Annotated in this window: 28 protein-coding genes and 1 other RNA gene; 12 read left to right on the forward strand and 17 right to left on the reverse strand. The window is 65.3% G+C overall.

Annotated elements, in window-relative coordinates; genetic code table 11:
• Positions 1-9 precede the first annotated feature (9 nt).
• The gene (locus WEA80_06530) at positions 10-615 is read left to right on the forward strand and encodes a hypothetical protein (protein ID MEX1186227.1); all 606 of its coding nucleotides are present in this window, start codon (positions 10-12) and stop codon (positions 613-615) included.
• Here WEA80_06530 and WEA80_06535 read toward each other — a convergent pair.
• Both WEA80_06535 and WEA80_06540 read right to left on the reverse strand, forming a co-directional pair.
• On the reverse strand, positions 612-1976 hold the full coding sequence (locus WEA80_06535) for a pitrilysin family protein (GenBank protein MEX1186228.1): 1365 nt from the start codon (positions 1974-1976) through the stop codon (positions 612-614). The two genes, WEA80_06530 and WEA80_06535, sit on opposite strands and share 4 nt — an antisense overlap.
• On the reverse strand, positions 1973-3259 hold the full coding sequence (locus WEA80_06540) for a pitrilysin family protein (protein ID MEX1186229.1): 1287 nt from the start codon (positions 3257-3259) through the stop codon (positions 1973-1975). Before WEA80_06540 ends, WEA80_06535 begins: the two co-directional genes overlap by 4 nt.
• A gap of 18 nt (positions 3260-3277) precedes the next feature.
• Between WEA80_06540 and WEA80_06545 the strand changes: the two genes are divergently transcribed.
• Positions 3278-4138, forward strand: a complete 861-nt coding sequence (locus WEA80_06545) for an aminotransferase class IV (protein ID MEX1186230.1) — start codon at positions 3278-3280, stop codon at positions 4136-4138.
• A 46-nt stretch (positions 4139-4184) separates the two neighbouring features.
• Complete coding sequence (locus WEA80_06550) at positions 4185-4988, forward strand: alpha/beta hydrolase (GenBank protein MEX1186231.1); 804 nt, start codon at positions 4185-4187, stop codon at positions 4986-4988.
• 63 nt (positions 4989-5051) lie between these two features.
• Here the strand turns inward: WEA80_06550 and WEA80_06555 are convergent, their stop codons facing one another.
• The 3 genes from WEA80_06555 to WEA80_06565 all read right to left on the reverse strand — a co-directional run bounded on the left by WEA80_06555 (position 5052) and on the right by WEA80_06565 (position 7408).
• A complete protein-coding gene (locus WEA80_06555) occupies positions 5052-5708 on the reverse strand; it encodes a YdcF family protein (GenBank protein MEX1186232.1) in 657 nt (218 codons plus the stop codon).
• A 20-nt stretch (positions 5709-5728) separates the two neighbouring features.
• Positions 5729-7105, reverse strand: a complete 1377-nt coding sequence (locus tag WEA80_06560) for an MBL fold metallo-hydrolase (GenBank protein ID MEX1186233.1) — start codon at positions 7103-7105, stop codon at positions 5729-5731.
• A gap of 120 nt (positions 7106-7225) precedes the next feature.
• Positions 7226-7408, reverse strand: coding sequence for a hypothetical protein (locus WEA80_06565; protein ID MEX1186234.1), 183 nt, complete (start codon positions 7406-7408; stop codon positions 7226-7228).
• A 52-nt stretch (positions 7409-7460) separates the two neighbouring features.
• Between WEA80_06565 and upp the strand changes: the two genes are divergently transcribed.
• Positions 7461-8114, forward strand: coding sequence for a uracil phosphoribosyltransferase (gene upp, locus WEA80_06570; GenBank protein MEX1186235.1), 654 nt, complete (start codon positions 7461-7463; stop codon positions 8112-8114).
• A gap of 99 nt (positions 8115-8213) precedes the next feature.
• Here the strand turns inward: upp and WEA80_06575 are convergent, their stop codons facing one another.
• Complete coding sequence (locus WEA80_06575) at positions 8214-8750, reverse strand: DUF2225 domain-containing protein (protein MEX1186236.1); 537 nt, start codon at positions 8748-8750, stop codon at positions 8214-8216.
• Between the two features lie 166 nt (positions 8751-8916).
• Here WEA80_06575 and WEA80_06580 point away from each other — a divergent pair, with 166 nt between their 5' ends.
• Both WEA80_06580 and WEA80_06585 read left to right on the forward strand, forming a co-directional pair.
• Complete coding sequence (locus tag WEA80_06580; protein ID MEX1186237.1) at positions 8917-9855, forward strand: hypothetical protein; 939 nt, start codon at positions 8917-8919, stop codon at positions 9853-9855.
• A 500-nt stretch (positions 9856-10355) separates the two neighbouring features.
• Complete coding sequence (locus tag WEA80_06585; GenBank protein ID MEX1186238.1) at positions 10356-11162, forward strand: polysaccharide deacetylase family protein; 807 nt, start codon at positions 10356-10358, stop codon at positions 11160-11162.
• Here the strand turns inward: WEA80_06585 and mnmE are convergent.
• Genes mnmE through rpmH form a run of 6 tightly spaced genes read right to left on the reverse strand, consistent with a single transcriptional unit; the run spans position 11137 to position 15814 of the window.
• A complete protein-coding gene (gene mnmE, locus WEA80_06590; protein ID MEX1186239.1) occupies positions 11137-12504 on the reverse strand; it encodes a tRNA uridine-5-carboxymethylaminomethyl(34) synthesis GTPase MnmE in 1368 nt (455 codons plus the stop codon). The genes WEA80_06585 and mnmE overlap by 26 nt on opposite strands.
• A gap of 39 nt (positions 12505-12543) precedes the next feature.
• Entirely contained in the window at positions 12544-13317 is a 774-nt protein-coding gene (locus tag WEA80_06595) for an MBL fold metallo-hydrolase (protein ID MEX1186240.1), read from the reverse strand.
• Positions 13318-13365: 48 nt separating this feature from the next.
• Positions 13366-15057, reverse strand: coding sequence for a membrane protein insertase YidC (gene yidC, locus WEA80_06600; GenBank protein ID MEX1186241.1), 1692 nt, complete (start codon positions 15055-15057; stop codon positions 13366-13368).
• A 28-nt stretch (positions 15058-15085) separates the two neighbouring features.
• Positions 15086-15298, reverse strand: a complete 213-nt coding sequence (gene yidD / locus WEA80_06605) for a membrane protein insertion efficiency factor YidD (GenBank protein ID MEX1186242.1) — start codon at positions 15296-15298, stop codon at positions 15086-15088.
• Complete coding sequence (rnpA, locus tag WEA80_06610; protein ID MEX1186243.1) at positions 15298-15660, reverse strand: ribonuclease P protein component; 363 nt, start codon at positions 15658-15660, stop codon at positions 15298-15300. The genes yidD and rnpA overlap by 1 nt, the downstream gene beginning before the upstream one ends.
• Positions 15650-15814 carry a 50S ribosomal protein L34 gene (rpmH, locus tag WEA80_06615; GenBank protein ID MEX1186244.1) on the reverse strand — a complete coding sequence of 55 codons (165 nt, stop codon included), beginning with the start codon at positions 15812-15814 and terminating at the stop codon, positions 15650-15652. Before rpmH ends, rnpA begins: the two co-directional genes overlap by 11 nt.
• A 155-nt stretch (positions 15815-15969) precedes the next feature.
• Here rpmH and dnaA point away from each other — a divergent pair, with 155 nt between their 5' ends.
• The 3 genes from dnaA to WEA80_06630 all read left to right on the forward strand — a co-directional run bounded on the left by dnaA (position 15970) and on the right by WEA80_06630 (position 19325).
• Entirely contained in the window at positions 15970-17358 is a 1389-nt protein-coding gene (gene dnaA / locus WEA80_06620; protein MEX1186245.1) for a chromosomal replication initiator protein DnaA, read from the forward strand.
• A gap of 245 nt (positions 17359-17603) precedes the next feature.
• A complete protein-coding gene (gene dnaN / locus WEA80_06625; GenBank protein ID MEX1186246.1) occupies positions 17604-18719 on the forward strand; it encodes a DNA polymerase III subunit beta in 1116 nt (371 codons plus the stop codon).
• Positions 18720-18836: 117 nt separating this feature from the next.
• The gene (locus tag WEA80_06630) at positions 18837-19325 is read left to right on the forward strand and encodes a BsuPI-related putative proteinase inhibitor (protein MEX1186247.1); all 489 of its coding nucleotides are present in this window, start codon (positions 18837-18839) and stop codon (positions 19323-19325) included.
• Between the two features lie 10 nt (positions 19326-19335).
• On the opposite strand, the gene WEA80_06635 is transcribed toward WEA80_06630, so the two are convergent.
• Positions 19336-20190, reverse strand: a complete 855-nt coding sequence (locus WEA80_06635) for a hypothetical protein (GenBank protein MEX1186248.1) — start codon at positions 20188-20190, stop codon at positions 19336-19338.
• A 136-nt stretch (positions 20191-20326) separates the two neighbouring features.
• An RNA gene (gene rnpB / locus WEA80_06640) (RNase P RNA component class A) lies at positions 20327-20699 on the reverse strand.
• 151 nt (positions 20700-20850) lie between these two features.
• Between rnpB and WEA80_06645 the strand changes: the two genes are divergently transcribed.
• Complete coding sequence (locus WEA80_06645) at positions 20851-21756, forward strand: helix-turn-helix domain-containing protein (protein ID MEX1186249.1); 906 nt, start codon at positions 20851-20853, stop codon at positions 21754-21756.
• A gap of 8 nt (positions 21757-21764) precedes the next feature.
• On the opposite strand, the gene WEA80_06650 is transcribed toward WEA80_06645, so the two are convergent.
• Positions 21765-22067 carry a hypothetical protein gene (locus tag WEA80_06650; GenBank protein ID MEX1186250.1) on the reverse strand — a complete coding sequence of 101 codons (303 nt, stop codon included), beginning with the start codon at positions 22065-22067 and terminating at the stop codon, positions 21765-21767.
• Between the two features lie 22 nt (positions 22068-22089).
• On the reverse strand, positions 22090-22650 hold the full coding sequence (gene pyrE, locus WEA80_06655) for an orotate phosphoribosyltransferase (GenBank protein MEX1186251.1): 561 nt from the start codon (positions 22648-22650) through the stop codon (positions 22090-22092).
• A gap of 35 nt (positions 22651-22685) precedes the next feature.
• On the opposite strand from pyrE, the gene WEA80_06660 reads away from it, so the two are divergent.
• Positions 22686-23609 (forward strand): ATP-binding protein, encoded by a 924-nt coding sequence (locus WEA80_06660; GenBank protein ID MEX1186252.1) that lies wholly within the window; start codon positions 22686-22688, stop codon positions 23607-23609.
• Positions 23610-23690: 81 nt separating this feature from the next.
• On the opposite strand, the gene WEA80_06665 is transcribed toward WEA80_06660, so the two are convergent.
• Complete coding sequence (locus WEA80_06665) at positions 23691-24587, reverse strand: serine/threonine-protein kinase (GenBank protein MEX1186253.1); 897 nt, start codon at positions 24585-24587, stop codon at positions 23691-23693.
• Between the two features lie 102 nt (positions 24588-24689).
• On the opposite strand from WEA80_06665, the gene WEA80_06670 reads away from it, so the two are divergent.
• Positions 24690-26087, forward strand: a complete 1398-nt coding sequence (locus tag WEA80_06670; GenBank protein ID MEX1186254.1) for a GWxTD domain-containing protein — start codon at positions 24690-24692, stop codon at positions 26085-26087.
• Positions 26088-26114 lie beyond the last annotated feature (27 nt).

The raw sequence follows: 26114 nt of genomic DNA on the forward strand, positions 1-26114 counted from the left end.
GAGGCAAGAATGAAGTACGTCTGGGTGCCGGTCTTGTTGGTGTCGGTCGTCGGCTGCGCGTCCTCGCCGACCTCCGCTGCTCCTGCAGGAGTACGATCGTCGGTCTCACCCGCGCCAATCGCCAATGTTCACGCGCGCGTTCCCGCGCAGGTCGGTGAGTTCAAGCTCACGGAACGGGCCGCGGTGGGGGGCGCTCCCGCCGATTCGTTGTACCGGTTCCGCGACAGCTCGCGGACGAACCTGACGGTTTTCATATACGAGATCGCCGCCGATGTGAGGGTGGAGGCGGATTCGCAGCAGTGGACGGCGCGCGAAGGCGGGAAATTCAAGGAGATACAGGATATCCGCGTCGCCCGCGGGCAAATCGCCGAGTATGTCCTCGCATTCTCCGACACGACCAGAATCGCCGTCGGGGAGCACAACATCCTCGAGCACAGGATGGCGACGCCGGTCCGCTTTCCGAGCGGCGCCGTCGCCGTTGACATGCAGTTTCTTTACCTGGTCGGCGGAAAGTTCATCAAGGTGCGCGCTACCATCCCGGAACAGGGATGGGAGCAGACGAGGGTGCCGTCCTTCGCTCGTGAGCTGGCGCTTCGTTTGGCTCGCGGTACCTAAAAGGGCGCCGCCGGCATCTCGGTCCGCACGTCTATAGGCCCGAAGCTCATGCTTCCCAGCTTCTCATTCAACGAGGCGTCGCCGACCACGACCATCCGCAGAGCCTCCGGCCTGATGTGCTCGCGCGCGGCACGTAGCGCGTCAGCGGTCGTTACCGCCCCCACGCGATCGCGATACGTGTCGTAGTAATCGTCGGGTAGATCGTATGTCACGAGGTTCGCCAGCGCGGCCGCGATCGCCGCGGTGCTCTCGTACCTGATGGGGAAAACTCCCTGCAGGTAGCTGGTCACCAGCGACAGCTCGTCCGCGGTCAACTCCTCCTCACGAATTCTCTCCAGCTCGGCGATCGTCTCGCGCGCCGCGTCGGCCGTCACCTCCGTCTGCACCGCTGTCGACACGACGAACGGCCCCGCGTCTCTGCGCCAGTCGATGATCGAATGCGCGCCGTAGGTGTAGCCGTGCTGCTCGCGCAGGTTGAGGTTGATGCGCGACGAGAACACGCCGCCTAGCGCGGCGTTCATGATGCTGAAAGGGAAGTAGTCCGGGTGGGAGCGGGGAAGCCCCACGTGTCCGATGCGCAGCTCCGATTGCGCGGCGCCTTCCTTCACGACGAGCAGCGCGCGTCTCCCGCTCTCAGCCGCGGCCACGCCCCGCTCCACGATCCGGCCCGGCGTTCCCGACCAGCTCGACAACGCCCGCTCGAGCGCGGTCCGCGCGTTGGCGAGCGACACGTCGCCCGCAACGACGATCGACGCGTTCCCGGGCGAGTACATGTCGGCATGAAATCGTACGACGTCGTCGCGCGTGATGTCCGCAACCGACTCACGCGTGCCGCCGGGCGGCATCGAGTACCGCGCGTCCGGCGCGTACACCAGCTCCATGAACGCTTCCTCGGCCAGCCCGCGCGGCTCCGACCGGATCTGCTCGATCTCCGCGAACCGCTCGTCCCGCAGCCGGTCCAGCTCCTCCTGCGGAAAGCTCGCGCCGGTGAGCATCTCTCCCAGGACGTCGAGCGATTCGGCGAGATGCCGTGAGAGGCACGTGAGATTTATCCGCGCCGTGTCCCACCCCGCGTCGGAATCGATGACGCCGCCGAGCTTTTCGATGCGCCCCGCCAGCGCCAGTGCCGACGACGAGCGCGTTCCTTCCACCAGACAGCGCGCGGTGAGCTGCGCGAGTCCCTCCTTGCCGCGCGGATCCGTCTCCGACCCGGCGTTCACCACTACCGTCACGGTGACGACCGGCAGCTTGGCTATCTCGGCGACCAGCAGCCCCGCTCCGTTGTCGAGCGACGCGCGCTCGAACCGCGGAAAGCTGTACGGCCGCGGCGGGCCCGGCTGCGGGCGCGTCGCAACCGTCACGCTGCCGCCTGTGCCGCGGTCTCCGCCTGGACGTACAGCAGCGTCGCGCGGTTGTCGGGGCCGAGCCGCTCGCGGGCGAACCGCGAGACGCTGTCGCTCGTGACCTCGCGGTATCTGTCCGACTGCTCGTTGACGAGCGAAGGATCGTCGAAGTACGTGGCGAACATCGACAGCTTGTCCGCGCGGCCGGTGGCCGATTCCATGGACAGCGTCCAACCGGTCTCGATCAATGCGATAGCGCGCACGACTTCTTCCTCCGTGACGCCGTCGCGATGGATGCGCTCCACTTCCTCGAGCACCGCCGCCTCCAGCGTATCGGCGGACACGCCGGGAAGCGCGAGAACGTCGAGCACCAGCAGGTCGGCGCCCTTGGCGAGATCGAACGTGAACGCGCTCGCCTCGGCCGCGACGCGCTGCTCGCGAATAAGCGACCGCTGCAGCCGGCTCGTCTTGCGCGTGCCGAGGATCGTCGCGCATACGCTCGCGGCGTAATGACCGGGCGAGCCGAACGGGGGAGACCGGAACGCGAGATACAAGCGCGGCAGCGACACGTTGTCGGGCACTACTTCGCGCAGCGGCGCGCCGAAGACCGGCGGCAGAGCGGTGTCCGCGAGCGGAGGCTTGCCGGCGCCGCGCGGAATCGAGCCGAAGAACCGTTCGATCAGCACGACCGCCTCGCTGCGCTCGAAATCGCCCGCGAGCGAAAGGACCGCGTTGTCCGGCGTGTAGTACGTCGCGAAGAACTCCGACACGTCGGGAAGGGAGGCGGCGTCCAGATCCTCGAACGATCCGATGAGCGAATGGTGGAAGGGATGATTCGCGGGATAGGCGAGCGCGGGAAGTTTCTCCCACCAGCTGCCGTACGGCTGGTTGTCCACCGTCCAGCGCCGCTCGTTCTTCACTACGTCGCGCTGGGTGTCGAGCTTCTCCTGCGTCATCCCCGGGAGCAGCGCGCCCATCCGGTCGGCCTCCAGCCAGAGCGCGAGCGCGAGCTGGTTGGACGGCACGGTCTCGTAGTAGTTCGTCCGGTCGAGCCAGGTGGATCCGTTCAGCGTGCCGCCGGCGCGCGCGATCAGCTCGAAGTGCTCGTTCGCGGCCACATGCTCGGAGCCCTGAAACAGCATGTGCTCGAACAGGTGCGCGAACCCCGTGCGGCCGCTCCGCTCGTTCCCCGAGCCCACGTGGTACCAGAGGTTTACCGCCACGATCGGAGCGGTGTGATCCTCGGACAGCACCACGCGCAGGCCGTTGTCGAGCGTCAGCGTTTCTATCGCAATTCGCATGAGCGTAAATTAATCCGCATGGCTGAAACGCTGATGTGGGTAAATGGAAAGCAGGTCGATCCCGCCGCTCCGCACATCTCCGGACTCGACCGCGGCTTCAATCGCGCGGACGGACTGTTCGAGACGATGCGCTCGTACGGCGGACACGTGGCATTTCTCGCCCGCCACATGCGGCGTCTCGCCGGCGGCGCGAAGGCTCTTGGTCTCGCACTGCCGGATCTGAGCGAGCAGGTCCTCACCGGCGCGCGCGTCGCGACGGAGAACGGCTGGGGCGACTCCGCGATCAGGCTCACGGTGAGCCGCGGCGTCGGCGACCTGGGCCTCCCGCCGACCCCCGGCGTGAAGCCGACCGCCGTGGTGATCGCGGCGCCGCTGCCTCCGACGCCTCCCGGCATGTACGACAAGGGCATCTCTGTGCAGATCGCGAAGGGTCGCCGCAACGAATACTCCGTCACCTCCGGCCTCAAGACTCTGGCATATGCCGAGGCCGTGATCGCGCTGACCACGGCGCGCGAAGCCGGCTTCGACGACGCGCTGTTTCTCGACATCGAGGGACACGTCGCCGAGGGTCCGATCAGCAACGTCATGCTCGTCAAAGGGCGGAAGCTGATCACTCCGCCGCTGACGTGCGGGATCCTTCCCGGCATCACGCGCGCCGTGACCATGGAGCTCGCCGGGGAGCAGGGACTTACCGTGGAGGAGCGGCCCGTGCAGCGCGCGGAGATAGACACCGCGGACGAGATGTTCTACACGAGCTCGCTGCGCGAGCTGTATCCGATCGTGAAGGTGGACGAGACCACGATCGGTGCCGGGCGGCCGGGCCCGATTTACCAACAGCTCCACGCGGCCTACGCAGCCGGCGTCAGAGCGCGCAGCTAGGGCGCGGGGCAACGGCGCGAGCTTCCGCGAGCGGGCTGCGCGAATGGTGCTGATCGCGGTGGTGATAGCTGCCGGCGTCGCCCTGCTGCTCCTCGCGCTCATCTGGTGGGGGCAGGAGAAGCTCGTCTACTTTCCGCAGCCCGGGCCGTTCGAGCATCCGGCGGAAGTGCATCGGATCGACTACTCCGCCGCGGATGGACAGCCGCTGCTGGCGTACGTGGTCGGCGATCCCGCCACCTCCCGCGGCGTGTTGCTCTGCTTTCATGGGAACGCCGACCTCGCGATCTACCAGGTGGACTGGGCTCGGGAGATCCACCGCCGCACCGGCTACGCCGTGGTGCTGGCCGAGTATCGCGGCTACATGGGGCTCGGCGGGAAGGCAACGTACCCGGGCATCCAGCTCGACGCCGATGCGGCATACGATGCCGTCCGTTCGCGGTTCGGCGTCGATTCCTCACGCATCGCATTTTTCGGCTACTCGCTCGGCAGCGCGGTGGCGGCCGAGCTCGCGCTGGAGCACGAGCCGCGGGCGCTGCTGCTCAAGGCCCCGTTCACTTCAGCGCGCGAGATGGCGCCGCGCGTGATCAGTCCGCCGCTGGCGCTCGCCTTCAGATTCATCTCGCGCGTGCACTATGACACGCGCGCGGCCGTCGCGGCCATCGACGCGCCCGTGTGGGTCGTCCACGGCACGCGCGACGGCGTGATCGCGGTGGCGATGGGGCGCGCGGTGTTCGAGACGGCCAGGAACAAGGGCGAGCTGCTCATCGTGGACGACGCGCAGCACAACGATCTAGCTGGACTCGGCGGCGGGGCGTACTGGGAGTGGTTCGAGCGGGCACTGAAACAGTAGCTCTTGGCTCTTGGCTGTTGGCTATTAGCTGAGCCAAGAGCCGACAGCTAACAGCCAACAGCTCTAGGGCGATATCTCGTCCGGAATGATCTTCCTCACCGGCGGCAGCAGCTTCGTCGCCACCGCCTCCTCGAGGAACAGCGCCGCCGGGGCCTTGAGCGATTCCTGGAACATGTACCGCAGGCGGGCCCGGCGGTTGAGGGCCGGGCTCGTCTGCGTCGGCGACGTGTATGGCGTGACACCGAACCGGTGCGCCAGGATCCACAGCCGGAACATGTGCGCGGGATCGCTCACGAGCACCGCGCTGTTCAGATCGCGCGACTCCAGGATCGAAGCCACGGCCCGGATCGATTCTTCCGTCGTGCGGCCGCTCGATTCCAGCAAGATCGCGCTGTCGGGCACCCCGCGGCGCAGCGCATAGTTCCGCGCCACGGCTGCTTCGCTGGTCGTGTCGCCCTCCCCGCGCCCGCCGGTGACGATCAGCCGCGGCGCGAGCTTGCGGTTGAACAGGCTCAGCGCGTGATCGATGCGCGCCTTGAGCACGGGCGACGGCCTGCCGTCGTACTGCGCGGCGCCGAGCACGACGATCGCATCCGCGCGGCGGGCGTTGTCGCGTGCCGCAAAGATGAACACCGCCAGCGCGGACACTACCCACAGCCCCGCGAACGTGAGGATGATCGCGACGGCCAGCCTGAAAAAGATTAGAAGCTTCGATGCCACGAGCGAAAGTTATTCGCTGTTCAGAGCATGATCGTCGTCCCGGGCGACGGGCTGCTGACGGAGAATCCCTTCGCCGTGAGCGATGTCGCGAGCTCGTCCTGCGCGGGCGGCTCGCCGTGCACGAGATAAATGTCCCGCAGCGCGGGAGAGCTCTCCCGCACGGCCTGGAGCCACGACGTCAGCTCCCTGCGGTCGGCGTGCGCGCTGTAGCCGTTGATCACCTCGACGTTCGCCTTGAGCGGCATCTCGTCGCCGAACACCTTGATCATCGGCCGCCGCTCGACGATCCGCCGCCCAAGCGTATGCTCGGCCTGGAAGCCAACGATCAGGATCGTGTTTCGCGGATCCCCGGCTCCCTGCGCCAGGTGGTGCAGGATCCTGCCGGCCTCGACCATGCCGGACGCCGCGATGATCACCATCGGCCCGTGCATGGCGGAGAGCTCTTTCGAATCCTCTACGCTACGAGTGTAGCGTACCAGGTCGAACTGGAACAGCTCCGGGACCTTCCGGACGAAGTCCTCATTGCGATCGAAAGTGTCCGGGTGCATCTCGAACACGCTGGTCGTGTCGATCGCGAGTGGGGAGTCCACGTAAATCGGGACGGCCGGGATGGCGCCCTCCCGGTGCAGCTCGTGCAGGCTGTAGATGAGCTCCTGCGTCCTGCCTACGGCGAACGCCGGGATTAGCACCCGGCCGCCGCGAGCCGCGGTCTCGCGCACGACTCGGGCGAGGTGCGAGCGCGCGTCCGCCACGGACTCGTGGTCCCGGTTGCCGTACGTCGATTCCATGATCACCGCGTCCGCGCCGGTCGGGATCTGCGGGTCGCGGATGATGGCGAGTCCGCGCCGGCCGATGTCGCCGGAGAACACGAGCCGCATGCTGACTCCGTTCTCCGTGCAATCCAGGATCACCGACGCAGAGCCTAGTATGTGTCCCGCGTCGATGAACGTCGCGCGCACGCCGGGGACGACGTCGAAGGTGGTGCCGTACGGCTGGCCCACCATCAGCTCGATCGTTCGCACCGCGTCGCGCGTTGTGTACAGCGGCTCGATGAACTCCTTGCGGCGCTTGGCGAGGAACTCCGCGTCCTTCTCCTGGATGTGCGCCGAGTCGCCCAGCATGATCGCGCACAGATCCCGGGTGGCGGGCGTGGCGAAGATCTGCTTCGCGTAGCCCTCGCGGATCAAAAGCGGCAGCCGGCCGGCGTGATCGATGTGCGCGTGCGACAGCACGACGGCGTCGATCTCGCCGATTGGCAGTGGAAGCCTCTTGTTCTTGGCGGCGGACTCCTGCCGCGCCCCCTGGAACAACCCGCAGTCGAGCAGCACCGTTCGGCCGTCCACTTTGAGAACGTGACACGAGCCGGTCACTTCTCGAGCCGCGCCTACGAAGGTCACTTCCATGAGCTATTGGCTGTTGGCTATTGGCTTTTGGCCACGGCGGGACGGCAGGAACACCGGGGCTGTTCGCTAATAGCCAACAGCCAATAGCTCATAGCTAATAGCTAATAGCTGCCTTTACGGTACTCCTTCCACCGTTGCTTGCCGCTGAAAGATCACCGTCAGCCTGTGCTCATCCTGTGCCATGAGGGCCGGCTCCCAGCCGCTCCGGCTCCTCTCGTTGAAGAGGTCAGTCAGGGAGTCCTCGTCTTCCTGCGTTCGGCGCGTCAACTTGACCACGACCGCCTGATATTCTCTCATTGGGCTGCTACGTTAGAGCGGGCGTTCCGCGCGGAACCAGAATGGGCCAGACATGACCATCGAGCGAGTCGCAGAGTTTCCATCGCTGTCAATTATCCGGCATCCGCTGATTCAGCACAAGCTGACAATGCTGCGCGACAGGGACACGCCGACGAAGATCTTCAAGGAGCTCGTAGACGAGATCGCGATGCTGATGGCGTACGAGGCCACGCTCGAGCTCGGGCTGGCTTCGATCGACGTAGAGACCCCCCTCGAGCGAACGGTCGGCGCGCGGATCACCGGGAAGAAGCTGACCCTCGTGCCGATACTCAGGGCCGGACTCGGCATGGTCGAAGGAATTCTGCGTCTGATCCCCGCCGCGCGCGTCGGCCACATCGGGCTATACCGCGACCACGACACGCTCGAGCCCGTGGATTACTACTTCAAGGTTCCGGGCGACGCGCCGGAGCGCGAGTTCTTCGTGCTCGATCCGATGCTGGCGACTGGAGGCAGTGCCGTATCGGCGGTCTCCGCGCTCAAGCGTGCCGGCGCGGGGCGAATCCGCTTTCTCTGCCTCGTCGCGGCTCCGGAAGGAGTCAGACGCCTGTCGAAAGCGCACCCCGATGTGACGATCTACGCCGCGGCGTTGGATAGGGAGCTGAATTCCGTAGGGTATATCCTGCCGGGGCTTGGGGACGCGGGCGATCGGCTGTTTGGAACGAGATAGCTGTTGGCTATTAGCTATTGGCTGTTGGCTTGAGGCGGACGGACAAAACCGGAATCACGGGGCTTTTGGCTAAGAGCCAACAGCCAACAGCCAACAGCTCTAGCTAAACCACTCCTTCGGCTCCCGCCGCTGCTGGTCCGCCACGAGTATCACCCACTGCTGCGTGTCCGGATCCGTGACTTCGGCTGCCACCCTCTCGAACCAGCGGGCCGCAAGCCGCCGGAAGTAACGCTCGGCTTCGACGTCGAACTCGTCCACGCAACACCACGCCGCGCGCAGCCAGAGATCGGCGACGTGGCGAATGTCCGCCATCTGCCACTCCGCGACCTTCGCCGCGGCTTCGTATTTCTCCGACCCGGTCATTGCGGCAGACGATGCGATCGGGGACAGCTCTTTCCACACTTGCTCTTTCAGGCCGACGCTGACTTCCGCTTCGTCCGCAAAATCGCGCTCTAACCCGGAGTACCCACACGTTCTGCACATGTGAACGAGATACGCCAGCGGCTGTTTACCGCTCGCTAGCTCGTGAAAGTCTGTCCGCTTTCCACCGAACGCGTTGGTCGAGACCACGGAGTCGGACCGAAAGCGGTTGTCGCAGATCGGGCAGCGCAGCTCGATCCGTCGCAGCGTTGTCAAGGCCCTGCCTCCTTACCCGACAAAAAAGAGAGGGAATTTTTGTGCCATGCGAAAAAGTTTTTACGAATTAAAAGTTTTCCCCTTGTTCGAAATTTTTTCGCGGCGTATCTTCCCGCGTCTTTTACAGTGCCTGTGTTGACGCTCGCCACCTCGCGCCTGGGACAGGATGCTGATCAATCTGTTGCCCGATTTCTTCGCAGTTCACAACAGCTCTGATCGCGTCGCCGCCTATCTCCGCTACTTCGAAAATCATCGTCCCCTCCTCGAGGCATACTGGCACAATTACGTGCTGGACCCGCGGGGCCCGCACTTCCAGGAAGTAGTTCGCGCCACCGTCAACGCGAACCGCGTGGATCTCCGCACGATGCTCGAGCGGCGCGACGTCGTGGCCCTCGCGCGTGAGGCCGAGGAGAAGTGCCGCGCCGTTCTGAAGATCGACAGCGACATAGACATCGTCCTCATGGTAGGCGTCGGCGCGGCGAACGCCGGCGAGCTCGTGGTGAACGGTAGGGGAATCGCCTTCGTGTGCCTGGAGCACTTCACTAGCATCGCGAACCCCGACACGCAGGGACTCGGCCTCGATCCGGAGCTCATTCCGCTCTGGCTCGCGCACGAGCTGGCCCACGCTGTCCGGTACACGTCGCCCGAGAGCCGCAGCGTCATGAAGCAGGCGATCGCCGAGGCCGATGGCAACTACTCCTATTGGGAGACGGGACGCACCGTCCCGCTGCGCGAGCTGGTCGTGAACGAAGGGCTCGCGGTGCAAGCCGCGAGAGCGGTGAGCCCCGGCCACGCCATCTGGGAGTACTACGGCTACGGCAGGCGCGAATACGCGCGCATCCGGGAGCTGGAGCCGGTGATAACGCCCGCGCTCACCGCCGAGCTGGACCGTGCCGCGCTCGGCCTGCGCCTGCGATTCTTATCCGGCGGCATGAGCGACGAAGCGCGCACGACGCAGCGGAGCGTGCTCCCCGAGCGGTGCGGCTACTACATCGGGGCGAAGATGGTCGAGCCGGCCATCGCGGCCCACGGGCTCGACTGGGCGGTCCGCGCGAGCGCGCAGGAGATTCTCGCCGTCAATAAGGAGTCACAAGCAACGGCTTAAGCACCAGTTGCGACAGTATTCGTTGTCATCTGTTGCGTAGGGGCATACGCTGAAACACCCGAACATAGAAGTCTTATGCCCCGCTGCCGCGCGAAGTATCCGTTCCTACCTGTCGTTCCATTATTAGTCGCTTCTTGCGCGATAATTTGTGCCTTCACTCCGGCGCGAGTCGATGCTCAGGACGCCCCACAGGCTGACGTTACTCATGCGCTAGTTCGCGCTCCAATAGTCGGGTTTCATGTCACTACTCCCGAGATAACAGCCGCGGAGACGTCGCCGTTTGCGTGGGACAATGCTTCGCCTTCCGCGAAACGTCACGTCTTGCTCGGCGCTGGAGTTGGAGCGGCAGCCGGGGCGACACTCGGCCTGATTGTCATGACTCAAGACAAGTCAGGCTATTTCGATACATGGCACGTCGTCGCTGGCGCGACGCTCGTGGGTGGCGGTGCCGGCGCGTTGGCAGGTTATCTCGTCTACCTCGCCCGGCGCTAGCAGCCACAGTGGTCAGCGGCGACGCACTGGTGCTACAGGCGGGCATCGATCGCATAAAGCAAGGCCGTACGCTTTCTGGGCGGCGCCTCTCGCTCGCGGCGGCAGGGTGTGCGGCAGTTGCCGTGCTCAGCGTCCTGACGCTCTCCTTCTACCAGCCCCGTTGCTTGATCGGCGCGGCATCCGCCGCATTGCCGGATATTCTGTTCGCGGTGAAAACGGAGCGCCCTCTCGTGGCGCTGACGTTCGACGACGGACCTGATTCGACGGTTACGCCGCGCGTCCTGGAGATATTGCAGCGCGAGCATGTCCTCGCTACGTGGTTCGTCAACGGGTCGGCGGTAGCGCAGCATCCGGATCAGCTGCGAGCGATCGTTGCCGGCGGTCACCAGCTGGCGAATCACATGTGGGACCGGACGCCGGCCTGGACGCTCACGCCGGAACGGCTTGCCGCAAGTGTGGAGGCCACTGCCGCCGCGGTGCCGGGCAGCGACATGCGAACCATGCTCAGGCCCGCTTCAGGCTGGATACGACCTTCGTCCGCTGATTGGACGCGCCGCAAGGGATACCGGATCATCCTGGGTTCCGTCTACGCCAATGATCCGCTGAAGCCGCCTCCGCAGTACCTGACCTGGGCCATCGTCAGGATGGCGCAGCGTGGAGACATAGTGGTGCTTCATGTCGGTGCAGGCAGGGAACGGACAGCGGAAGCACTTCCCGGAATGATCAAAGGCTTGCGGGCGAAAGGGCTGCGATTCGTGCGTCTCTCGGAGCTGCTCGACTCCGCGACAGCTACTTCCCAACACAGAACGAACTGAACACGCGGTCGAGAACATCTTCGACGTCCACGGATCCGATCAGCTCCTCCAGCGAGTGAACCGCCGACCGTAGGTGCACCGCCGCGACGGTCGCGGGCAGCTCGTCGGAGAGCCACCCCTTCCGGAACGCGGTCAACTCGTCGCGCGCGGCTCTCAAGATCGCCCGGTGCCGCGCGCGCGTGACGACGGGCGTGTCGACGCCGCCGCTGTCGTACCGCCGCGAGAGCTCGTGATCGATGCGCGCGAGCAGCTCCTTCAACCCCGCGCCGGTTGTCGCGCTGACGTGGACGGCTTCTACCGGGCTTCCCGCGTCCAGTTCATCAGCGACCAGGTCGCTCTTGGTTCTAGTGGGAATCACCGCCGGACTTCTGGCGATCGCTCCGACGCGCTGGAGCACGTGCTCGAGCGAGGCGGCGGAATCGCCGCACGCCAGCACGACGTGCCCTCCCTGGATGTGCCGCTGGCTCAGCTCCACCCCGAGCCGCTCGACGATGTCGGTCGTGTCGCGGATGCCGGCCGTGTCGATCAGCCGCAACGGCCACCGATCGCCGTCTATCAGCGCTTCGATCGCGTCCCGTGTGGTTCCCGGCACGTCGGTCACGATCGCGCGGGAGCGGCCGATCAGCGCGTTGAAGAGCGACGACTTCCCCACGTTCGGCTCCCCGGCGATGACGACAACGGCGCCCGACCTGATCAGCTCGCCGCGCGGGACCGTCGCCAGCAGATCATCGAGCGACGCGGCGGCGGCGTCCACCGCGCGGAGGATGCGCTCCCGCGGCACCGGCCCCTCGTCCTCCTCCGGAAAGTCGATGTCGTACGCGAGCAGCGATTCGATCTCGAGCATCCTGTCGCGCAGCTCCAGGACCCGGCGGGAGAGACCGCCGTCCAGTTGCCGCACCGCCGCGTCGCGCAGCGGCCGCGAGGATGCGTCGATCAGATCGGCGACCGCTTCGGCCTGCAGCAGATCCATCTTGCCGTTCAGGACCGCGCGCCGGGTGAACTCGCCGGGTTCCGCCGGCCGCGCACCGGAAGCCACCAACTGCTCGACTACCAACGCCGGTGTGAGATCACCGCCGTGCGTGGCAAGCTCGATCACCGTTTCGCCGGTGTAAGAGTGCGGGGCGCTGAACAGCGTTACGATCGCGCGATCCAGCGGCCGGCCCTCGCCGTCCCGCAGCTCGCACAACGTGGCCGTGCGCGGCTCGATCGGCCACGGAGCCACGTGCCGAGCGGCAATGTCGGCCGCGTTCACGCCGCTCAGCCGGATCACCGCGATCGCACCGCGCCCCGGAGGCGTCGCGACCGCGACGATCGTGTCACCGGTGAGGAGAGATCCAGTCATCAGCTAATAGCTAATAGCCAAGAGCCAACAGCTCTTTTTTCAGTCCAGCTCAAAGGTCTCCGCCGGCTCCAGGATTCTCACGTCGCCTTCCCGCGGGTGCTGTGGCAGAAGGAGACGGAGCCTGTCTATCGCGTCGTAGGCCTTCGAGGTGACGTGGTCGAACGTGCCCCAGTGATACGGGATCAGGTAGCGCGCGTCCATGCGGCCGAACAGGTCGAGCGCATCGGCGCTGGTGAGGTGCCCCTTCCGGAAGCCCGTCTTCCACCAGGGTGCGTGGCCGATCGGCAGGAGCGCGACGTCCAGCCTGCGCCCACGCGCGTGCAAGTGTGTCCGAACCAGCATCGCGGTGTCTTCGGTCAGGGCCGTGTCGCCCGCGAAGAAGCACGATTTCGAGCCGGTGTCCACGAGATACATGTTCGTGTCCTTGCGCCATCGGTCCACGCCGTACCGGCTCCCCTGGTGCGTAGCCAGCTCCGCGTGGATCGAGAGCCCGTGCACTTCCGCGGTCTCTCCGGGCGCGATCGGCACCGCGTGCTTGTATCCCAGCCGCGCGAGCCATTTCGCCACGGCGGGCGGGGCGTACAGCGGGATGTCCCGCGGCAGCTGATCCAGCGATCTGAACGAGAGGTGGTCCGCGTGCGCGTGCGTGACCAGGATGGCGTCGAGCTTCGGCAGCGCGTTCAGCGCGATCCCCGGCTCGCTCACGCGCGCGAGGAACCGGCCGAGCGCGGGGTCGAAGTTGGGGTCGGTTAGGATTCTGCGGCCCTGCACCTCGATCAGCAGCGTCGCGTGCCCGATGTAAGTGATTCGCACGGCGCTATTGGCTCTTGGCTGTTGGCTCTTGGCTCACAGCCCGGGACGTCATTTCCTTGGGCTCTTCGCCACCGTCATCTTCTGCCGCTCGCGCGCGATCAGCCACTGCTGCGGCAGTGCCGCCACGTTCTGCACCGCGTAGTACAGGTTCAGCCCCGCCGCGAGATTCATCAGGAAGAACGTCATCATGAACGGGAAGATGTAGCTCATCATCTTCGCCTGTGGATTCGGCGGCGCGTTGCGCAGCCCGATCCACGACAGCAGGTACATGGACGCTCCCATCAGCACCGGCAGGATGTAGTACGGATCCTTGATGGAGATGTCCGTCAGCCAGAGGAACGGCACGCCGCGGAACTCGATCGTGTTCTGAAACACGAAGAAGAGCGCGATCAGCACGGGCATCGGCAGCAGCATCGGCAGGCAGCCCGTCACCGCGCTGAACGGACTGACGCCTTCTTCCTTGTACACCTTCATCATCTCGGCTTGCTGCTTCTCGCGGTTGCCCGCGTACTTCTTCTGCACCTCCTGCATCCGCGGCTGGATGTGCTGCATGCGCAGGCTCGACTTCATCGCCTTCTGGTTGAGCGGCCAGAGGATCAGGCGTACGACGACGCCGAAGATCACGAGCACCCAGCCGTAGCTCAGCTGCAGGACGTTGTGCATCCAGAGCAGAATGCGCATGACGATCCGCGCGAACGGCTGCACGAACCCCTGCATGAACTTCCAGCCGTACGGATTCACGCTGTCGAACTCGCGTCCGACCTTGAGCATCCGGTCCCACTCCTGCGGCCCGGCGTACAGCTCGAAGTGAAACCCCTCGTCCGTCACGCGCTCCACCACCGTCGCCATCGCGTTCGTCGCGTCGCGCGACGTGCGCGGCCCGCCGGCGAAGGTCGCTTCGCTGAAGGGTTCGTCGCCCTCGGGAGTGAGCACGCCCACGACGAAATACTTGCTCTTGGCCGCCACCCACGTGAGCGGCGTCGCCTCGAGCCGGTACTCGCCCGGATCCAGACTGCTGAAACTCACGCTCTTGGACGATTCCCGCTCGGACTTGAAGGCATAAGCCAGCGAGCGCCTGTCGCCGACAGAGTCGGCCTCGGTGACCGGGAAGCTCGTCGGCAGGTCCACCAGCAGAAAACGCGGTCCCGTCGCGCCGCCCGGCGAGTCGACGCGGCCCGTGACGTCGAGCAGGTAGCTGTCGGGTGCAAACGAATAGGCGATCGTGACGACGTGCCCGTTCACGGTGGCCGAGTACTGCAGGGGACTGCCCGGGCCGGGGACGCCGGTCGAGGTACGACCGAACTTCACCCGCGAGAGATCCACGGTGTCTCCGGGCACCACCAGCCGGTACCGGAGCAGCGGGGAGCCCGTCGCGCCGAGATCCACCGGGCTGCCGCGCCGCGCGATGTTGTCGTAACGGCTGATGACGAGCGACACGGGCGCGGCGCCGACGTCGACGAACCGGTACGTCGCCAGGTCGGTCGCGACGACGGTCGAGTCAGCGCTGAGCGCGACCGGCGCCGCGGTCACCGAGTCGATACCGGGAACCGCGGCTGCGGGGGCTGGCTGAACCGCGGCCGGTTGCTGCACCGGTTGAGCCGCGCGCGTGTCCGGGGCAGCCGGAGCGACGGCTGTGCTGTCCGCGCGCCGCGCGGGCACCGGCGCCGACGGAAAAAGTACGGGCGTGAGACCCACGATGGCAGCCGTGAGCACCAACGCCAGGATCATGCGCTTTTCCATTCAGTTGCTCGTTACAGTTGTAGCGTAGTCATGGCACCGGATCGAATCCGCCGGCATGGAAGGGATGGCACCGGGCGATCCGGCGCAGGGCCAGCCAGCTTCCCCGCGCCGCGCCGTGCCGCTCGATCGCCTCGACGGCGTACGCGGAGCAGGTGGGATAATAGCGGCAGGAAGCCGGAAGCAGCGGCGAGATTCCGACCTGATATCCGCGAACCAGCAGGATCAGCAGCTTTCCCACGATCACTCGCTGGCCGAGAGTCGCCGCGCGATCCCCGCCACCTGCTGCTCGAGCTCGGCGAACGATGCCGCGTACGCTGACGGGAGCGCGCGGATCACCAGATCGACCCCGCGAATTCCGGAAGGTGCGAGGATCCTGGTTCGAACCAGCTCGCGCAATCTGCGCTTCAACTTGTTTCTCTCCGCCGATGTCTTGCCATGTTTCGGAACGACCAGCCCCGACCTGGCAAAGCTCAACGGGGAGGCAGTGGCGCGGACATCGAGATGCTCCGTCCGCCATCGCCTCCCCGTTTGTCTTACGCGCTGAAGCTCGGCTCCGGTGGTGATCCGCTTCCGTCGCGGATATCCGGACCTCTTAGGCTCCAGCGTACTTCGAAGGCAGTCTGACTGTCAGAATCTTCCGCCCCTTCTTCCGGCGGCGGCTCAAAACTGCGCGTCCCCACTTCGTCGCCATCCGCGTACGGAATCCGTGCTTGCGGATGCGCCGTTTATTTCTGGGACGGTATGTCGGCTTTCCCATGATCTCCTCAAACGATAATCCTGCTGCGAACCGTAAAACTAAACGGGGCCTGAGGTTGCGGCAAGAAAACCACCCTGCGCGATTTGGGGTGGTTTGACTTTTCCACAGGGGACAGATAGGTTCGCTCTCCCTGCCGTAGTACCCCCAAGAAAGAAATGGAATTAACCGCCGCCGAAATCTGGAATCGTCTGCTCAATCAGGCGAAAAACGACCTCCCTGAGCAGACGGTCAGAGTGTGGCTCGACTCGGCGCAGCCGCTGCGAGTCGAAGGCGACAAGCTGGTGATGGGAACGCCCGACCAGCTCGCCGCGGACTGGAACGAGATGAAGCACGCGACCATCCTCGCCGAGTACGGCCCGGTAGCGCTCGGCCATCCGATCCGCGTCGAGTTCGAGGTCATGCCCGAGCGCCTCTCGCGCGCGCAAATGGACCTCTTCGTGGCTCCGCCCAAAGGCAGCGCCGAAGCCGCCAACGCGACCACTCCGAGCTCGGCGCCGCTCAGCGACCGCTACACTTTCCGGCACTTCGTCATCGGAAAGTCGAACGAGCTGGCCGCGGCCGCGGCCCACGCGGTGTCCCAGGCGCCAGGCAAGGTGTACAACCCGCTCTTCATCTACGGCGCCACGGGACTCGGCAAGACACACCTCATGCAGGCGATCGCGCACGAGATCCTGAGCCGGCAGACGGGAGTGCGGATCACCTTCGTCGGCACCGAGCAGTTCACCAACGATTTCATCTCGTCAGTGCAGAACCGGACGACGCAGGACTTCAGGCGCCGGTATCGGGAGACCGACCTGCTCCTGGTGGACGACGTCCATTTCCTGAAAGGGAAGGAGTCCACCCAGGAAGAGTTCTTCAACACGTTCAACGCCCTGTACGAGGCCGGCCGGCAGATCATTCTCACCAGCGACCGGCCGCCGCCGGAGATCCCGAGCCTGGAAGCCAGGCTGGTGAGCCGGTTCCAGTGGGGAATGGTCGCGGACATCGATCTCCCCGATCTCGAGCACCGGATCGCCATTCTCCAGCAGAAGGCGCGGCTCGACCATCTGGAGATGACGATCCCGGACGACGTCATCCGGTTCATCGCCGAGAACATCAGGTCGAGCGTGCGGGAGCTCGAGGGATCGATCATCAAGCTCCTGGCGTACTCGTCGCTCAAGCACCGGGACGTGACGATCGAGCTCGCCAGGGAGGCGCTCCGCGACAAGCTGCAACGGATGGCTGCCGGTCAAAACGGCCCGGTGTCGGACCTCACCATCGCGACCATACAGGGTATGGTGGCCAGAGAGTGGGGGGTGACTCCGGAAGGGCTGCGCTCCGCGGGCCGGACCAAGACGTTGACCGTTCCGCGGCAGATCGCAATGCTGCTCGCGCGCGATCTACTCGGCACTCAGCTCGTGGAGATCGGGCAGGCGTTCGGCGGCCGGGACCACTCCACCGTTATCCACAGTTTGGAGAAAGCGGCGGAGCGAATTCGCACAGATGATACAGTGAGAACCCGCACCGATCGCATCCGCGGACAGCTATCAACATTGACCGGCTGACTCTCACCAGAACCATCACATCATACTCATTGCTTCAACTTCTCCTGGAGCCGTACTTTACACCGTATATCAACACTGAAGTTTTCCCTACTACTACTACTGTTCATTTAATAAAGAAGAGTACTAATAACTGCTGTTAGCTGTTGGCTGTTGGCTTTTAGCCAAACGGAACAGCAGGAACGGCAAGGATCTGGTTGTTAGCCAACAGCCAATAGCCAATAGCTAACAGCTGCCTTCGAGGCTCAATGCGCTTCACGATCACACGAGAAAAACTGCAGGAGGCTTTGAACGCCGTCGCCGCCAGCGTCCCCAGCAAGACGACGCTTCCGGTGCTGGCGAACATCCTGATCGAGACTACCGATCGCGGGATCCGCTTGTCCGGGACCGATCTCGATATCGCGGTGAGCACGGAAGTGCCGGCGGACGTCGAAGCTTCGGGCGCGACGACGATTCCCGCGAAGAAGCTGGCGGAGATCGCGCGCGAGCTACCGCCGTCGCCCGTCAGAATCACGACATCCGGCGAACAGCGCGCGACACTCGAGTGCGGCCGCTCGAAGTTCAAGCTCCTCGGACTTCCGCGCGACGAGTTTCCCACTTTTCCCAGTGTAAAATTCTCGGACAGCTGGAGAGTAAAGTCGGGAGATCTCCACAAGCTGATCGGACACACGATCTTCGCGGTGTCCACCGAGGAGAGCCGGCCGATCCTGAACGGGGTGCTGTGGGAGCTCCGGCCCGGGTACATGCGCATGGTGGCGACGAACGGCCACCGGCTGGCGCGGATGGAGGTGCCGAGCAGCGCGACCGCGGACGCCGGCGCCACCGATCTCATCGTTCCGCCTAAGGCGCTGGATCAGATCCGCCGTCTTTTCCCGGCGGAAGAGGAGCTGGAGATCGGCCGTGGCGAGAACCACATCGGCTTCCGGTCGCCGTTCACCGCGGTGTACACGCGCCTTATCGAGGGCCCGTATCCCAGCTACGATCAGGTCATCCCGAAGGACAACGACAAGTACGCGATCTGCGACAAGCAGTCGCTGGTGAGCGCGCTCAAGCGCATGTCCGTCGTGGCGTCGGACCAGACGCACCGGATCAAGATGGCGTTCAACGCCGGCATGGTGAAGTTCAGCGTGCAGACCCCCGACCTGGGCGAAGCGCAGGACGAGCTGCCGGTGCGCTACACCGGCGATCCGCTCGACATCGGATTCAACGCCAGCTACCTGCTCGAGATCCTGCGGTACATGCCGTCGGACGAGGTCAAGATGACCTTCCGCGCTCCCGAGCGCGCGGCGACGATCGAGCCGGAGGGGTGGGACGATCCGTCCAAGTATCTCTGCTTGGTCATGCCGCTGCGGCTGGTCGACTAGCAAACGGGAACATCTCACCGGGATCCAAGGTCTGAGTGGGAAGCGGGTCAGCCGTGAGTTGGAAGTGAACGACGGCTGGGCCCGGGCTGGTAGGCGAATTGCGGAGGTCTCGGCATGATGCGACGCGTCGGTGTGATCCCACTTTTGCTTGTCGCGGCCGGACTCGGCTGCAGCACAGCGCCCACAGAGCCGCCGGCACTGCCGGAAGCCGGAGGGCTGAGGCTCGACGGATCCATTTCGTTGCCGACCATTCGTCTTGGCCAGCAAGCTGTGCTGACTTTTCGCCTGCGGAATCTCACCGAGGAAGCGATAAGGCTCAACTTCGGCAGCGGCTGTCAGATCACACCCTTCATCGAGACAGCCAGCGGAAGAAGCGTCTATCCCTCCGGTGGAGGATATGGCTGCACAACAGCTCTCACGAGCCTCACGCTCGCGCCCCGTGGAGATCACTCGATCACGATGGAGGTAGTTGGGGACGGCATCCGGCTTGCCATTTACACAGGCTACCCGCTCCCCGAGGGCCGGTACCGCGCGTACGCGATTCTCGAAGGGAACTCGACCGGAATCCAGCTCCGCTCCGATTACGTCAGGTTCGAGGTTCGGTAGAGGCGGAGCTTTACCTCAAGGGCTCCACGGTCCGAGCGATTCGCTGGGAGAATCGGCGTGTTCTCCCTGAGGCGGTCACGTCGATTTCGGATACGCTCTCTTCCACAGCGCTCACCAGCCGCCCCTTGGACGTATCGAGCACAATCGTCGCCTGCCCCGAGCCCGAGCCCGTGACGCGCACGTTGTGTTGGCCGTCCACGCCTGAGCCCGCATAAGCGAAGCTGCTGCTGCGTGTCAACGTGACTCCGGTTCCCGCGACCTTGGGTGCGCGACCGGTCACGGTGTAGCTGTCCGTCCGCTCCACGCGGATTGGGATCGGACCCTGGCAAATGGCATACACCTGGCGGCGCTGCCAGCGCACTCCCTCACGCAGCTCGAGAGGCACGGGCGGTAACAAGGTGACCAGGTGCATTGGCGGTACCGTGTCGCGGCCGCAGATGGGCAGCGTGGGCTCCGCAACGCTGTCCGTGCTCACCACGCGGAGAGTGTCCACGAACGGGCGAATGATACCGGCCGAAGTGGTCCCTTCGATCGAGCCGGTCGTCGTGACGAGAGTTGCGCCGTCAGCCGGCGCGATTGCGACATCGACTTGCGCTACCTCACGAAACGCACGCGGCTCGCTCGCGACCGAATCGATCTCGGCGATCGTCGCTTCGGTCGTGACGATGTACGACGCGATTCCCGCTGCGTACTCGAAGCTCGCCCCGACCGGGGTCGTTGCCGGTGTCCGTGGCTGCTCGCGCACCACGGGTGGCGTGGTGCGGTCTGGCTCGACTCCGGTCCCGGGTTCCGGCGTCCTTCCCGCGCAACCCAGCGAGGCGAACAAAGCCAGACCGCCACCCGCGATGTAGAGACAGCGTTGCATTGGCATCGAAGCTAGCGTGGCGATACGACGAAGGACTCCATGCAGGCGCGTCTTAGCGAGCGTCGTTTGCTCGCGTAGCGCCGAAATGGAGTCCTTCGTCGTATCGCCACAGCACAGAGATCAATCAAAAATGAGGTCGAGCTGTTGACCTATAAGCCGGGTTCTGTCCAGCAGCGAGCTGCCTGGACGGTCATTCCTCTCGGAGTACGGTCACCCGCACCCTCTAGCGGCCTACCCGCGGCTTTGTCGGGGTGGACACCCTCGCCGCCTATTTGGCCTTGCTCCAGTCGGGGTTTACCCGGCCATCCGTGTCACCACGAATGCGGTGGGCTCTTACCCCACCTTTTCACCCTTACCTCCGGTTTCCCGAAGGCGGTTGTTTTCTGTGGCACTGTCCGTCGGACCTTGCGATCCGCCCAGGAGTTACCTGGCGACTTGTCCACCGGAGCCCGGACTTTCCTCGATCTGGTTTGAATCAGGGACCAGATCGCGACCGTCCAGTCAACAGCACGACCTCACCCTGAAATATAACCCGAAAGGGCGAAAAAGTGACGCCGCTGAACGCCCGCGCGCGCGTATGGCGCTCCTGCCGCACGCAACTTTGACGGAGGTCTGACCGGGCGTTTCTACCATTGGCGCAACCTCGATCCGGAGAGCGCCATGCAGAAGCTCGTCAGTCAGCCGGCGGCGGGTCTCGCCGTCTCCACGATGCTCAATCCCGCCGAGCGCGCGCGCGTAGATGCCGCCAGCCGCGGACTCTACCAGCTCGTTCACCGCGATTCGCTCGACGACGTGCTCAAGGACGTGCGCGAGCGCCGCGCCGGCGCGGTCGTGTTCTCGGTGGCGCGGTACGGGATCCTTCCCACGGCCCGGATCGCCACGATCGTGCGCGAATTTCCGCAGGTGCCGGCAATCGCACTGCTCACCTCCACCGACGAGCAGACTCCGCTCGCGACCCTCTCGCTCGGCCACCTCGGAGTGCGCACGCTCGTGGACGCGCGCGCGCCGCGCGGCTGGAGCGAGCTGCGCGACATCCTCATGGCCGAGCGCTCGAGCGACCTGGAGCGCGACGTCCTGGCGCAGCTCGCGCTCGACCTTGCCGGCGCGTCGCGGGACTGTTGGCGCTTCTTCGAGCTGCTGTTCTCCGCTTCGCCGAGAGTGCTTGTCGTGCGTCAGCTGGCGACCGAGCTGGGCGTGCTGCCGAGCACGCTGCTCAGCAGGTTCTTCCGCGCCCACCTGCCGGCTCCCAAGCGGTATCTCTCGCTGGCGCGGCTGATTCGCGCGGCGAAGCTGTTCGAGAACGCGGGCTTCTCGGTCGCGAACGTGGCCAACCATCTCGAGTACTCCTCGCCGCAGAGCTTCGGCCGGCACGTGCGCACGGTGATGAACATGTCGCCCGTGCAGTTCCGGAAGTCGTTCGACGCCGAAAAGATGACCATCTTCTTCCGCGAGGAGCTGGTCCTCCCGTACCGCGAGGTGCTGCGGACGTTCTCGCCCGTGGCGGTCCGCCCGCCCTGGATCCGCGACCCGCGGAACTTCAGGCCGCGGTACCAGGCAACGAGCTGAAGCGCCGGCTATTGAATTCTGAACTCCCGGGTTCCCACCGGCTGCCCGTTCAGCTTCACGTCCACCGTGTAAGATCCGGCGGGCCAGGGGGTTTCCTTCGAGATATGAAACTCACTGACGTTGACGCCGCCGGACGACGTCAGCATCTCGTCGGCTTCACTGACTCCCTGGTCGCCGTACATCCACGTTGCCGTGTCGGCGGGCTCGGCGTCTTTCTTTCCGCACGCGGTGATCCCGAGCGCAACGAACAGAGTTGCGACGAGAGCGGCGTGGTGTCTGGTCGCGCGCGGTATCAGGGCCGCAGAAACCATGCCCTGTCCGGGGGAGCCGCCGTCAGCGCCTGCGGGCTGCGCGCAACACGTCGGATGCGCGGGTCAAAGTGATAACCCGAACGCCGCGGGCCTCGATCTGCTCCGCGCCGCCTTCCTCCCTGTCCAGCAGCGCGAGCACACCGCCGACGGTGCCACCTTCCTGTTCCACCGCGTCTATCGCCGACAGCGCCGAGCTTCCGCTGGTGATCACGTCCTCGATCACCGCGACGACGTCGCCTTCGCGGAAGGGGCCTTCGACGCGCTTGCCGGTGCCGTGTAGCTTGGCCTCCTTGCGCACGGCAAACGCGCGCAACGGCTTCGCCGACTCCGCGCTGGCGTAAGCGATCGCGTACGCGATCGGGTCCGCACCCATCGTGAGCCCGCCGACCGAGTCCACGTTCCAGCCCGAGCGCTCGAGCGCGCCGCGTCCCGTCTCGCCGATGAGACGCAGTCCTTCGGGGCTCATCGTCGACAGCCGCGCGTCGATGTAGAAGTCCGAGCGCCGACCGGATGCAAGTGTAAATTCTCCGAGCAGCACCGATTTCTCCGCGAGCAGGGCGACGAGTCGCTCGTGAGTGGGCATGGACGTGAGCATACCGGAGGGCCGTCGGTCAGTCAATGAACCTCCCAGCCGAACTCTTCCCCCACTCGCTCGACTGGTTCCTGCACATCGCGCTGCCGGTGCTCGGCGCGATCGCGGTGCTGTTTATGGCGGTCGCCATCCGCCGCGAGCGGCGCCAGGCCGCCAGCAACGCCGAGCGGTCGCGCGAGCTGGAGCGACTGTCGTCCGACCTGATCCGCTCGAACAGGATGAAGAGCGAGTTCCTCGCCAACGTGTCGCACGAGCTTCGGACTCCGCTCAACGCGATCGTGGGATTCATCGATCTCCTGCGCGAAGGGGTGTATGGCGAGCTGACGCCCCGGCAGAGCGTGCCGGTCGAGCGGATCGAGGCGTCGGCGAACCACCTCCGGATCCTGGTCGATCAGGTGCTGGATCTCGCGAAGATCGCGGCCGGGAAACTGGACGTGCAGCCGGAGACGATCATGCTGCGGCTGTTTCTCCTCGACGTGACGACCGAGATGGAATCGCTCGCCAGCGAGAAGGGACTGGCGATATCGCTGACGCTCGGCGCCGCGCTGCCGACAGTGCGCGCGGATCCGACGCATCTCCGCCAGATCCTCATCAACCTCATCGGCAACGCGTGCAAGTACACGGACTCGGGCGTCATCGCGATTCGCGCGGCCGTGAGCGACGAGTCCGATTCCCCCAGACTACGCCTAAGCACCGTGAAGCACTGGCTCAGCATCACGGTAACCGATACCGGTCCGGGAATTCCGCTCGTGGATCAGCAGCGCATCTTCGAGGAGTTCGAGCAGATCGACGCGGGGTCGCGGACGCACTCCGAGCGGCGCGGCACGGGACTAGGCCTCCCCATCTCCCGCCGCCTGGCGGAAGCCATGGGCGGCGACGTGACTCTGGAGAGCGAGACGGGGAAGGGAGCCACTTTCACATTGTGGCTGCCACTGGAAAGTGGTGACTAGTGACTAGTTGCTAGTAAGGGCGGAAGGAGCTGGAACGACGGGGCGGTTACTAGTCACTAGTCACTAGCCACTAGTCACTAGTCACTTAAAGATTCCCTTCACCTTCGCCAGCAGCCCTTCCTTCGGTGCGGGCAGGAGCAGCGCTTCGGCCAGAGCATCCGCGAACGCGGTCACGCTCGGGTACCGGGCGTGCGGCTGGCGGGCCAAACCGCGCATGACCACCTCTTCGACGAGCGGGTGGTACAGGCAACCTTCGCGCGCTTGGTTGAGCGGCTTCGGCGGCTGCGTCAGCAGCTGCGTGAACATCTCGCGCGGACCCCGTGCGGTGTACGGCAGGCTGCCCGTGAGCAGCAGATACGCGATCGTCGCCAGGCTGTACTGATCCGCCGCGGGCCCGACCAGCTCCCCGGAGAGCGCCTCCGGCGCCACGTACATGAGAGTCCCGACGAAAAACCCCGCGCGCGTCAGACGCTCGTCCTGCGACATGTCCGTGTCGGTAGCGATCCCGAAGTCCAACAGCTTGACCTTGCGCTCGGCGACGTCGTACATGACGTTCTCCGGCTTGAGGTCTCTGTGCACGACGCCGGCTTCGTGGGCCGCCTGAACTGCCGCGGCGATCTGGCGTATGACGTTGGAGGCTTCGTCCGGATTGAGCGGGGCGGCCCGCCGCGCGAAGCGGTCCAGGATCTCACCCGCTGCCCACTCGATGGCCATGAAATGCTCGCCCGTATCAGCCTGGCCTATCTCGATCGTGCGCACCACGTTCGGATGCTGTACGCGCGCGCCGTACTTCGCCTCGCGCAGAAAGCGCGCGATCGCAGTCTTGTCCTGCCGCAGCTTTTCCCGGAGAACCTTCAGTGCAACGTGACCGTGAGCGGGGTGCTGGGCGCGGTAAACCGCGGACGTTCCACCTTCCCCCACTTCCTGCTCGAGGGTGTAACCGGCTAATGCCGTTCCGACCAAAGAGGGGCGGGCCACGGCGCGAAGCTAATCCGGCCCCCAAAACGTGGCAAGCAATTAGCGTGTCCCGCGTTAGACTCAAGCGAGCCGCATAGTGAGCTTCGCCCGAGGATTTCATCGATGACGACCATTACAGGACTCTTCCGGCCCCTGCTCCTGGCCGCCCTTGCAGCCGCCTTCTCCGGGTGCGCCGGGTCGAAACCCGGCCTCACGACGAGCCGCACTCTCGAGGTCCTGCCGACGGACGGGGCGCTGACCGATGCGACCCGGTTCTACCGGGCCATGGGACTGGCTTCGGCCCATATGCCCGTGTCCTTCGTCGGAAAGGTCTCGTTCTTTGCCTCGCCGAGCCCCGACACGACGATCGCTCTCGTGTCGGTCTCCATTCCGACGCGGTCGCTGACGTTCGCTCGCGAGGGCGACGTCTACCGCGCGCAGTACGCGGTGCAGCTGCGGCTCAACCAGGCTGGCGGCGAAGTGCAGCGGATCGACGCGTCCGAGATGGTGCGCGTCGGAAACTTCCGCGAGACGACGCGGACCGACGAGAGCGTGATCTTCCAGCGGTACCTCCGCGTTCCGCCGGGCGCCTACACCTTCGGATTCATCGTGCGCGACGTGGGCAGCACGCGCACGTCGGCCGACACTCTCGGAGTTACCGTCCCGCGGCTCGGCTCCGGATCGGTGTCGTCCCCGCTCGCGGTCTATCAGGTGCAGGCGAGACAACGGCTGGATTCGCTGCCGAGCGCGCTCCCGAGCCCGCGGTCGACGGCCGTCTTCGGCCGCGACTCGAGTGTGGTCGTCTATCTCGAGGCTTACGGCGACGCTACCGTGATTCCTATTCGCATCAGCGTGCGCAACGAATCCGGCACGATGCTGTGGGCGGACACTTCCAACCTCGGGCGCCGCGGCGGGCTGCTTAGCGGGGTCGTAGCGATCCCGGTCGCGCGACTCGGCGTCGGTGTCGGCTACGTCTTGTTCACGCGGTTGGACACGAGGGACAGCAGCGCGACACCGATCTTCGTGAGCTTCGGCGACGAGTTGCCGGTAGCGCCGTTCGAGGACATGCTGATGTACCTGCGCTTCTTCGCCCCGCCGTCGCGGCTGGCCGCTCTCCGAAACGCGCCGCCCGAGCAGCGCGCGCAGCTGTGGATCGATTTTCTCCGCGCGACCGATCCGGATCCGGTCAGTCCGATCCACGAGGGATTGCGCGATTACTTCGGCAGAATCCAGGTGGCGAACGACCGCTTTCGTGCGGAAGGCATCGCTGGATGGTTGTCCGACAGGGGGATGGTCTACGTCTCACTGGGCGAGCCCGATGAAGTCGCGGAGCAGCTGGTGACGGTGCGCGACCGGCGACTGGGCACGGCGTCGCGCGTCCCTGTGCAGATATGGGTGTACCGCCGCCACCGGACACAGTTGATCTTCACGGATGAGAGACAGTCCGGCCGGTGGGAGCTGACTCCCGAGAGCGAGAGCCAGTTCCGGACTCTCACCTCGAGGCTTCTGGCGGAGCGGTAAGACCGGTCATCGGGGCGGCTATATTGG

It is taken from the genome of Gemmatimonadaceae bacterium (assembly GCA_040882285.1).
In the GTDB taxonomy this organism is placed as follows: Bacteria; Gemmatimonadota; Gemmatimonadetes; order Gemmatimonadales; family Gemmatimonadaceae; genus JACDCY01.